The organism is Bartonella melophagi K-2C (genome assembly GCF_000278255.1).
Classification (GTDB): Bacteria; Pseudomonadota; Alphaproteobacteria; order Rhizobiales; family Rhizobiaceae; genus Bartonella; species Bartonella melophagi.
Genome location: NZ_JH725086.1, coordinates 9,906 through 20,736, shown reverse-complemented (window position 1 = coordinate 20,736; position 10,831 = coordinate 9,906). Strand labels below are relative to the sequence as shown.

Below are 10,831 nucleotides of genomic sequence, written 5' to 3'. Positions count from 1 at the left end.
TGTTCTTAAATAAAAGAATAAAAAAATGATAACACACACGAACGCTTTGATTACAAAATCAAACACCCACCATAAAGCCTTCGACAAAAAAAACATCAAAACAAAACTAGACGCTCTCTAAACAAAACCATAAACACATACCGGAAAACAAACAAACCTGAACGTTAAGTGATGGGTGAGAAAGAGTGGTGAGTTGGGTTTGTGAGTGGGAGGAGTGTATGTTTGGGAGGTTTGTTTGAGTAATTTGAGGTAGGATTTTGTAAAGGGGTGTGAGGATTGGGTATTTTTTGTTTTTGTAGTAAGATTAAGTGTTGTATTGTGGATTTTTTAATCATAAAGCACCTGAATTTTTGAGTATAAAATGTTTAAAAATAAGTTTTCCTTTGAAGATTGTTTGTATCAAAGGGTGTATTTGGTTTTGTACGTATAGTTTATTTTGGGTTGTTCGTAAAGTGGCAACAAAGTTACAGTTTGAGATAAAAGTTTTGAGTTTGTTTTGGGTTTTGGGTGGTTTTGTTTGGAGAGTTGGGTGTTTTGGCGATGAAGTTGGGAGGGAGAGTGTTTTTGTTTGTGTTATTTTGAGGAAGCGTAGGAATGTGTGGATAGTTGATTGATTGTGTTGAAGTTGCAGAGATGTTTCTTGATTTTTTTTTGTATTTTAAGTAAAATAGTAAGGGGTATATAACAATATATGTATTTTTAATCACTAAAAAAGCATTATACAATTTGTGTTTCATTAACGTTGTTTTTGTGTTAATGCAATGCAAATCAAATAAGAGAATAAATTCTATGACCTAATTAATAATATTCACTAAAATCGTTTAAAAGCAATTTTAGCTTTGTGTAAAATATTCTGAAAATGAATTTGATTGTTTTAAGAGGGTGTGATTTTGCTCTTTTATATCACAATGAGAATGTAATTATTTCCGAATCGGATATTTAAAAGACGTTTTAACTTATAACAAATAAATTTCCAAAAATACGCTCCAATACCCTCAAGGTAAAAAATAGAATACTGAATTATAAATTATCTATTAGAATGTCAGGATAATATTAGAAAAATATCTAATACCGTAGAATTTATCATAAATAATAGGTCATTTACAGTGTAGATCCTGTCTAAACTTCATGATTTCTAAAAACAATTATTTCAATGCATAATGTATTTTCCAGAAATTGAATTTGTGAATTTTATTAAAGAAAAGAGTAAAATTAAAAGTAGATATTTTCTCAAAAATTACGTTCTTGTTTTTAAAAAAGCTCTTTATAGTAGAGAAAAAGAAAATATTCAATTTATGGTATAATATTTTTAGTTATAGTCCACTAATGGGTACCGACCTTGTACCGTAAACAATTTTCCAAATAACACCAATATTAATCTATATGTTTTATTATTAAGCAGAAATGAATTCTTAAAAGAGGATTGTCTATGTATAAAATTGATTACAATAGTTATCGTGCTATACAAAGTTTTAATCGTCGGGTTCGTTTTTTAGTTATACATTACACTGCGGTCAATTTTGAAACGTCAATCGCTCTTCTTACAGGCCCCTTAGTTAGTGCTCACTATCTTGTTCCTGATCCTTCAGAGAAAACTTATCTTGAAGCTGGCTTTAAGGATATCCGTATTTTTAACTTAGTTGATGAAAATGAACGTGCATGGCATGCTGGTGTAAGTTCATGGAGTGAACATAATAATCTGAATGATACATCCATTGGAATTGAAATCGTTAATCTAGCAACCACTGAAGAAGTATTTACATTCCCCCCTTATAACCCAACACAAATTGATGCAATAAAAGAACTCGCATTGAATATTCTTCAACGTTATCCAGATATCACGCCAACCAATGTCGTTGGTCATAGTGATATTGCCATTGGAAGAAAAAATGACCCAGGTGCAGCTTTCCCATGGAAACAGCTTTATGAAGCAGGTATAGGAGCATGGTATGATGATGAATTAAAAAATTGTTACCAAAAAGAGTTTTGTAATTACACATGCTTGGAAAAAGCAAAAAAACAGGTTGTTGTTAAACTAAAGCAGTATGGATATGATACCTCAACTGCAAAAACTAAATGCGGATATAAGAATCTAATCCGAGCATTTCAGCTTCATTTTCGCCAAGAGAACTATAATGGAATTCTAGATGCTGAAACAACAGCAATTATTTATGCTTTGGTAGACAAATACTTCCCCACCGGAGTAGTCTAAGTCATTTTCATCAAAAGAACTGTCAAAACAGTAGCTTCTCCATATTTGCAAAGACCATGTAAAACTCTATTAACTAGAATTAAGCACTACAATACGTTGTGATCATCTAAATTTATCTGTAACCATAATCGATCATGATAAACAGAACTCCGTCTTAACTATTCAAAAATTTACACTATAAATAGCTTTATTATTAATTTTTAGCTTAATATCGCGTAATGATATGTAAAACCCTAGATAAAGATGATGTAGAAAGCAGAGAAAAGTAGTTCTGATAAATCTACTTTTATTAATCAATAATAACTAAAAAACATAAAAAATTTTCTACATTAATCTCCCAAAAATTTTTTCAAAAGTTTAATGCACACGCCACCCAAAGAAAATATTTATGACTGCAAGCTTGTCTTCAGCACCAGTTTAGAAATAACAAAAACAAACACCAAAATCGACATTCTACTCGTATTTACGCCCATTCATATGCACTTGGGATAACGTTTTTTATCATTTTTAGTTAAATACGCAAATAAATCATGTTAAAATTAAATTACGCTTTTGATGCTATAATTAACGTGCAATATATAAACTGTTTATACTGTTAATTACACTCCAATTAAAGCACACAAAAGGATGCGCTCTAAGATAAGCTGAAATGGATAGGTTTAAAAACTCCCACTCCTTTTAATCAATTCTCTTTTGAAGCAACATTGCTCCTGTTTAATTAATATCCTTACCACTCTAAAAAGCGCTGTCCTTTTGCTACACCTTTAGAAAAAATAAAAACCTATCGTAAACTGAACTTCAAAATTATTAATTTTATAACATATTAGAATTTATAGGCCACACCAACACGAAAATCATTGGTCTTGTAATCAAGCTCCAATTTGTCCTTAGCAAATTTCTGCTTACCAAAATCTGAATAACGATATTCTGCACGCAAAACAACGTTATCAACTATCGCAAAATCAATACCACCGCCAAGGGTATAACCCACCATCATTTTTGTTTCATCTGATAAATTAAAAGAGCTCATTTCCTTACCCTCTACCTCAACTGACCGTGAAAAGATGTCTTGAAGTTGCGCATAAGTAACACCACCAGCGACATAAGGCATAATACGATCAGCTACAAAACCTATACGCATTCGTGTAGCACCAGACCATTTTTGTCTTAAAGTATGACTATAAATTTCAATAGGTCTCGCTATTTCTGCCTCACTTGGAATCGTCTCTGCCCCACCACCATGAGATGATCTCCCTCCAAATGGTGAAAATTCTCTTACAGCTCGTTTTGACCTTCTTGTACGCCCTACTTCCCCTTCCTGCCCATTCTGATTACGAGCACCACCATAGAGCTCACCATTTCTTTTCCGAAGAGGCACTCTATTTATTTCTGGCGGTTGCATAGGAACTACCTCCATGTCTGGTATTTCTGGCCGTCGTAGAGGAACTTCATCTACTTCTTGTCCTTCTAGATACACCACATCCATTTCTGGGATTTCATGCTCCCTCTTATCAATAACTTTTGTATCTTGTTTATTAGACCAGACTACATCTGTATCAACACCTAGAACAAAACTATTCCCGAGACTAACATTGGCTCCCGCATAAAAACCTCCCATAAAACCAGAAAGTTGAGGTAATGCATCTTTCCCAACTGGCGCCCATTCTCTACTAGACCCTTGTTTAGCATATAAACTTCGATCACTTTTACTTGAAAAACCACCAATCTGACCTCCAAGATAAAAACCATCCCAAGAGAAAATAGGTGCAGCAACAACTGGTGAAACAACAGAACTCGCTTCAACAGGCGTAACAACTGGTCTTAACTCTCGAGGAATTCTAATATCTGCTGCTTGTGTCATAGAAGCTGTAAACAGGGTGAAAATAGACGTACTAACTAAATATTTCATATTCATAAACACCTCCAGAGATAACTTTTAAAACACATAATGGATATTATTCGCACATTTTTTCAAAAGAAGCTACAATAAAAATGATACAATCAATAAAAAAGTGAAATTTGTAGAATTAAAAAACAATTTGGTGTTTATTTTATTATCCGTGATAATGACTAGCCTATTAACAGCTCAATTCTATTTTGTGTGTTTTCCTTCATAAGTAGCAAAGTTCATTCAAACCTAGAATAGAAGCTTTCAATAATGAATCCAAAATCTTAGAGGATTTAGAGTTTCCAAAATCTATCAGAATTGCCGCAATTTAATAGTGTTTAGAATTTCATTTTGACGTTTTTAATTAAGTCTTTTCTATTATTCTTATAATGTTAATTAGAATTTTATAGTTCTTTTCTTCAATATTTTCATAATTCTGCACAATAGGATATAGAAAACTGAAATAGAGTCATTCATAAATTGCATAAAATCAATAACATTCCTCACTGTAATTTCCGCGGATTTGCTCTTTTAAAGCACACTAACTTTTTATCATGATTTTTTGTAACAGAAATAATTTGACTGTTTTTTGGGCTGTTTCATTAAGTTTTTAATCATAAAGATTGGACAATCTATAAGGCCTTTTTTGATTTTATCCTAATAATTTTGAGAGCGCTTTTATAAGTCTTATTATTTGCACACAAAGCAGTCACATTAATTTTTTAGTCGTATTCCAATATTTTTGTACTTCAGTACAAAATAACAGAGTATTAAACTATTTTAAAACTCTTAAAAACTTACTTATCATATTACGTTAGAATGATAAATATTGTTTTACGCTCTCTTTAACTTTATTAGATATTCAAGTAGCTTATCATTATTTCAAAATTAAATCGTTAATATATAAAGTGATATGAAGCGTTATTTGGCAATTCATTCTCTCTCAATAAAAATAAACAAGTCCTTCTGCCTTTCTTGTCATTTTCTATTATAAAAATTTGCCACATCTCAATAGTGAGGGTACAATCCTTAAAAAGGTGTCTCTTTAAAGTTATAAGAAACTCTATAATTCTACTTTTGTTTTCTCACAAACGCATCTCTAATTTTTCAAAATTTTAATGAACTGGTTGATAAGTTGATAATAAGATATTCATAAAGGTCAAACCAGTGCGCCAATGTTTTATGATCAGAATAGTAACAGCAACTTTGATTTATCTTATCAATGCAATTTTAAAATAATTCACACAAGGTGCAAAAATACAATTTTATAAACCACGATTGTAGTCCACATACTAATCAACACCAAGGTTCAGCGCATTCATTTGAGATAATTCACATTATATGAAAGATTACTCTTAAGTGTTCTCACCTAATTTTCGTAAAAAATAAAGAGGTTATGAAATATATTAATGATGGCAATAAATATGTCACAAGATCAAAATCAGCTCAAACATGCTTAGCTTTCAGCGTATTAAAGTGGTCATTGGTAATTGGATATTTAAAAGGTATTTTTTGCACCATACTCAAATAGAAGCAGTCAAAGTAGAGCAAAAAAGAAATACTGGCTTTCACATCAAAGAAAAATGCAGAGCAAATGAAAATTTAGATAAAATTGCATCACCCGTAATCAACCGTAACAAGTAGATAAAAGGTGGGCTGAAAATTATCAATTAAAGAAAAAATCTATATATTACAATATGCTAAATATGAAAAATGGTGCCGCATGCCGGATTCGAACCAGCGACCCCATCATTACGAATGATGTGCTCTACCAACTGAGCTAATGCGGCATAGATTTATTCATTAATCATTAAAATCAGTTCGAGGGTAATAACCAAAAGTATGCGCAAAAGCAAGTATGCAAATTTTTTATAAGAATTCGCAAGACACAGCCATTATTGGAATTGAAAAAAAAGATTTACGGGAATTAATAATAAAGCAGTATTTTTTGCTTTTGGTAGTATAAAATACAAACAAACTATTTTACTCAATTTATAATTACACATCGCCTTGAAAGGTATGGAGAGAGTTTACGCTTTTAAAGTGGCAAAATAATGTTAAAATGCTTTTATGAAGTATAAAAATATTTGTATTTTAAAAGTGAAAAACTCACTTGATCTAAGCATTTTAAAATGAAAAAATCTGGATGCAATATTTAAAAGACTTAATGCTTTAAAGCGACTTTTAGCTTAAAAAGACTGAAGTTTCCTCAAGTCAACTATATTTCCGTTGAATAAAAACTTTAAATTATTTTTACTGAAATTAGTATGTCTATTTTCTATATAATTATGATAAATATTTGTTTTTTACAAAATATACTTTATAAAAAATTATAAAATGAATAACATTTTAGTGTAACTTTATATTTTTTATTTAATGCAGTTTAAAGAGAATTTTATTATCTTTACAAGAGTTATATTTTTATTATTACTTTACAAATACCATATTTACAAAAATCAGCTATTATATCATTTTTGAATATATTGTTTGTAGGGAAGATTACAGTATTTTCAAAAACACAAAGAAGTTTTTTTAGAAATAACCTCATGATGATTATAGACAATTTAACCATTCCAGCGTATTTGGTACCCTTCCGTACAGATTTTCCATAAAATAAGGATTGGGAATGAAATTTGTACAGAGCTTCATATTTTCAAATTAATCAGAACTAAGTACTCAGCATTTCTTAATAGATCTATAATGATTACGAGATAGTACATATATTCAAAAATAGAGGATTTTAATTTGTAGTTTTAAAGATAATAGATTTTAAAGAAGCTTTTCACAATCTACACTAATACTTGATCTAACTGTGTTGTAGCCCATATGATGCATTCGCACAGTGTGCGCTATCAATATCAACGATTGATATTATAACAGTCAATATAACAAAATTGACAACAATGAATATCGTTAATTCAAATAAAGAATAAAGGAGCCTATCCAATTTATTTTTTAACGGAATATCCATATAACGCGTTAACAGAAATAGTTATATTATTAGGCTATTTTTATAAAAGTTAAATACCACAAGAGTAATAAATAATAATGCTTGAAGAAAAAAACAATGAATTGAAGCGTAGTCTTCAAAGTCGCCACATTCAAATGATTGCTTTAGGAGGCGTGATTGGAACGGGTCTTTTTTACGGATCAACAGAAGCTATTCAATTAGCTGGCCCTTCAATTATTTTAGGCTATCTTATTGGAGGATTGATTGTCTATTTCATTATGCGAATGTTAGGGGAAATGTTAGCAGAAGAACCAACCTCAGGTGCTTTTAGTTTTTTTGCCTATAAATATTGGGGACATTTGGCTGGTTTTATCACAGGTTGGAATTATTGGTTTCTTTATATTGTTGTAAGCATGACTGAACTTATAGTCATTGGTTTATATCTTGACCACTGGATCTTAATTGATCACTGGAAATCAGCTTTTATTGTTCTTTTACTTGTTACATTGGTTAATCTTATTGATGTTCGCCTTTATGGAGAGTTTGAATTTGGTTTAGCTTTTATCAAAATAGCTGCTGTTGTTGGTATGATTGTTTTCGGAATTTTTCTTATTGTCACTGGAATGAATGGCTCTCAAGCAAGCATTCACCATCTTTGGGATCATGGTGGTTTCTTTCCTTATGGGGCAATGGGGGTTGCGCTAGCTACTGCTATAGTAATGTTTTCTTTTGGGGGAATAGAGCTTATTGGTGTCGCTGCTGGAGAAGCCGAAAATCCACAAAAAACAATTCCAACGGCCATTCGTAAGGTGATGTGGCGGATTATTATTTTCTATGTTGGCTCTATTAGCGTCATTATGATGATAATTCCATGGAATATGATTGGAAAAGACAGTAGTCCTTTTGTTGCTATTTTTGAAACAATTGGCATTCCTGCAGCTGGCCATATTTTGAATTTCGTAGTGATTATAGCTGCCATTTCAGTTTACAACAGTAGCATGTATTCTAACGGCCGTATGCTTTATAGTTTAGCTGCGCAAAAAAATGCACCGCATATCTTTAGTAAATTGAATGCTGCTCGTGTTCCTTATATTGCTATCCTTTTTTCATCGCTTTGTACTGCAGTGATAGTTGTTATTAATTTCTTTATACCAGAGAATATTTTTATCCATATTATGAGCATTACAACTGCAACAGCAGCACTTACTTGGGCTATTATTATTGTTGTTCATTTGAAATTTCGAAAAGCGCATAAAGACAAAAAAGATGCGTTTGTTTATGGATTTGGTTTATATCCTTATGCAAATTATCTTTGCCTTTGCTTTCTTGCAGTTTTGTTTGGCATTATGTTTGCAAGTGGTTTTAGAGAAAATGGGCTAATGATTCAACTCTTTAACACAATGGGAATTAAACAAACCTTTATTGAATCATACATTCCTGCACACATGCCTGATATGAGTTTGGCAGTTGTTATCATTCCCATATGGTGTTTACTTTTATTGTTGGCGTATAAATTGAAGCGATAACTCTAAAAAAGGCAATATCAATGAAGTGAATTGATTGGAATAGATATTGAAGATAATAAAATTTGATAAGGTGACGCAAGTCTTTGGTGATTTGTGTGTTTTAAAAAATATCACTGTACAGCTTACTGAAAGACGAATTGCAATCATTGGTGCAAATGGTTCTGGAAAAAGTACATTTGTTCGTCTTATTAATGGTTTACAACTGCCGTCAAGTGGTTTTGTGAGTGTTGATGGACTGGATACAAAACGCGATGCAAAAGCAGTAAAACGTAAAGTAGGATTTGTTTTTCAAAATCCCGATAATCAAATCGTGTTACCATTGGTGCAAGAGGATTTATCGTTTGGTCTTAAAAATTTGAAATTAAGTAAGGAAGAAATCAAACAACGTGTTGATGAGACCTTACAGCGTTATAATCTGCAGAACTTTAAAAATCATGCAGTACATTTATTAAGTGGTGGTCAAAAACAATTAATCGCTATTTCAAGTGTGATAGTCATGAAACCAGACTATATTATTTTTGATGAACCAACAACTTTACTCGATTTACGTAATAAACGCAAAGTTGCGCAAGTTATAGAAAAATTGCCACAAACAGCAATTGTCGTATCTCATGATTTAGAATTTCTAAAAAAATTTGATAGAGTATTAGTCTTTGATAAAGGGGAAATAGTTGTTGATGACGTGCCTTTTGTGGCTATCAAAGAATATATAACGAAAATGTCATGATCAGTCTATACCTTCCACGGGATACATTTATTCATAAGCTTCCACCAGGAGTTAAACTACTTTTTCTTATTGTATGTGGAACCATTATATCTATGGTTTCATCTATATCTATTTTATGCCTGTTTTTATTATCAGTGGTTGGAACCATTATATCTATGGTTTCATCTATATCTATTTTATGCCTGTTTTTATTATCAGTGGTTTTATTATATAGAATTGCTAAGATTCCTTTGAGCAATATGATAAGACAGCTTAAATTGATAAGTTTGTTTTTAATTTTTATATTTATTTTTCAAGCTATTTTTAATAATTGGCTAAAAGGTTTTGAAGTTATATTGCATTTTATCATTCTTATTCCTCTAGCATCACTTATCTCATCTACAACAAAAGTTTCTGATATGATGAATTCAATTGAATTAGGACTTCAACCTTTCCGACGCTTTGGTATTAATCCATCAAAATTGAGTATGATTTTATCTATGGCAATCAGATTTATTCCAGTTGTTAGTGAAAAGTTCAATGAGGTACGTGAGGCACAAAAAGCGCGTGGATTGGATACAAATATTATAGCTCTTGCAATACCTGTAATTATACGAATAATAAGGATGGCTTCAGAGGTTGCTGAAGCATTAGAAGCTCGTTCTTATGATAGTAATATTGATGATACACTTTCTAAGGATGATGGGAATACTCATATTGAAAGAATAATTTGATGAATACGAAAGATTTGGCTTATATTGCTCTATTTGTTGCCCTTTATGCAGTTTTAGGTCTTTTTCCTCCTATTTTTCTCCCCTTTTTAAATGGGCTTCCCATTACCGCTCAGTCTATGGGGCCAATGTTAGCGGGATCTATACTTGGAGCAAAAAGAGGGGCTTTAGCCTCAGTATTGTTTCTCTTACTTGTTGCCATTGGTCTACCTTTATTAGCTGGTGGACGTGGAGGCATTGGTAGCTTTTTAGGAGCGGGAGGTGGTTATTTAATTGGTTTTGCAATTGGTGCATTTTTTATTGGCTTTATGGTGCAATTGCTTTGGCTACGGTTAAATTTTATAACATTAGTAATCATAAATATTATAGGTGGTATTGGGATTGTGCACCTTTTTGGAGTATTGTGGCTAGCTTATGTTGCTAAGATTTCTTTGTTAGCAGCTTTGATGATCTCATTAGGTTTTTTTATAGGCGACTTTTTGAAAGTTTTAATTGCATCTTCTATAGCAATTACGATTAAAAAATCTTTTCCTCTGATTCATTCAAAAGAAGAGTAGTTAATATTTATTGCTAGGTATATTTGCAAAACTTGTTTTTTAAAAGCTACAAAATATATTGAAGTTCTGTTTAAAGTTACCTTAAAAGTATATTTTAGTTATTCTTACCACTATACCTTTATTTATGCTCTAAGAAAATTCTGCTTTAATCAATAAGTTAAGCAATATAGAGTATTAGTCTTTGATAAAGGGGAAATAGTTGTTGATGACGTGCCTTTTGTGGCTATCAAAGAATATATAACGAAAATGTCATGATCAGTC

Annotated in this window: 6 protein-coding genes, 1 tRNA gene and 1 pseudogene; 6 read left to right on the top strand and 2 right to left on the bottom strand. The window is 31.5% G+C overall.

Features of this window, described 5'->3' with window-relative positions; translation table 11 throughout:
• The first annotated feature begins 1,429 nt into the window (after positions 1-1,429).
• The gene (locus tag ME3_RS06395) at positions 1,430-2,212 is read left to right on the top strand and encodes an N-acetylmuramoyl-L-alanine amidase (RefSeq protein ID WP_007478093.1); all 783 of its coding nucleotides are present in this window, start codon (positions 1,430-1,432) and stop codon (positions 2,210-2,212) included.
• 823 nt (positions 2,213-3,035) lie between these two features.
• Here ME3_RS06395 and ME3_RS06390 read toward each other — a convergent pair.
• Positions 3,036-4,127 carry an outer membrane protein gene (locus tag ME3_RS06390; protein WP_007478091.1) on the bottom strand — a complete coding sequence of 364 codons (1,092 nt, stop codon included), beginning with the start codon at positions 4,125-4,127 and terminating at the stop codon, positions 3,036-3,038.
• A 1,687-nt stretch (positions 4,128-5,814) separates the two neighbouring features.
• Positions 5,815-5,890 (bottom strand) — tRNA-Thr (locus ME3_RS06380).
• 1,258 nt (positions 5,891-7,148) lie between these two features.
• Here ME3_RS06380 and ME3_RS06375 point away from each other — a divergent pair.
• The 5 genes and pseudogenes from ME3_RS06375 to ME3_RS06995 form a co-directional block, all read left to right on the top strand.
• The gene (locus tag ME3_RS06375; protein ID WP_007478090.1) at positions 7,149-8,576 is read left to right on the top strand and encodes an amino acid permease; all 1,428 of its coding nucleotides are present in this window, start codon (positions 7,149-7,151) and stop codon (positions 8,574-8,576) included.
• A gap of 46 nt (positions 8,577-8,622) precedes the next feature.
• Positions 8,623-9,303, top strand: a complete 681-nt coding sequence (locus ME3_RS06370; protein ID WP_007478089.1) for an energy-coupling factor ABC transporter ATP-binding protein — start codon at positions 8,623-8,625, stop codon at positions 9,301-9,303.
• A complete protein-coding gene (locus ME3_RS06365; RefSeq protein ID WP_007478088.1) occupies positions 9,300-10,016 on the top strand; it encodes an energy-coupling factor transporter transmembrane component T family protein in 717 nt (238 codons plus the stop codon). The genes ME3_RS06370 and ME3_RS06365 overlap by 4 nt, the downstream gene beginning before the upstream one ends.
• Positions 10,016-10,570 (top strand): biotin transporter BioY, encoded by a 555-nt coding sequence (locus tag ME3_RS06360; protein WP_007478087.1) that lies wholly within the window; start codon positions 10,016-10,018, stop codon positions 10,568-10,570. Before ME3_RS06365 ends, ME3_RS06360 begins: the two co-directional genes overlap by 1 nt.
• Positions 10,571-10,738: 168 nt before the next feature.
• Positions 10,739-10,825, top strand: a pseudogene (locus ME3_RS06995) (ABC transporter ATP-binding protein); the annotation flags it as partial.
• Between the last annotated feature and the right edge of the window lie 6 nt (positions 10,826-10,831).

Bases quoted from the DNA above. Each gene is read 5' to 3' on its own strand.
- ME3_RS06375 (WP_007478090.1), top strand. From the start codon at position 7,149: ATGCTTGAAGAAAAAAACAATGAATTGAAGCGTAGTCTTCAAAGTCGC.
- ME3_RS06365 (WP_007478088.1), top strand. From the start codon at position 9,300: ATGATCAGTCTATACCTTCCACGGGATACATTTATTCATAAGCTTCCA.
- ME3_RS06390 (WP_007478091.1), bottom strand. From the start codon at position 4,127: ATGAATATGAAATATTTAGTTAGTACGTCTATTTTCACCCTGTTTACA.
- ME3_RS06395 (WP_007478093.1), top strand. From the start codon at position 1,430: ATGTATAAAATTGATTACAATAGTTATCGTGCTATACAAAGTTTTAAT.
- ME3_RS06360 (WP_007478087.1), top strand. From the start codon at position 10,016: ATGAATACGAAAGATTTGGCTTATATTGCTCTATTTGTTGCCCTTTAT.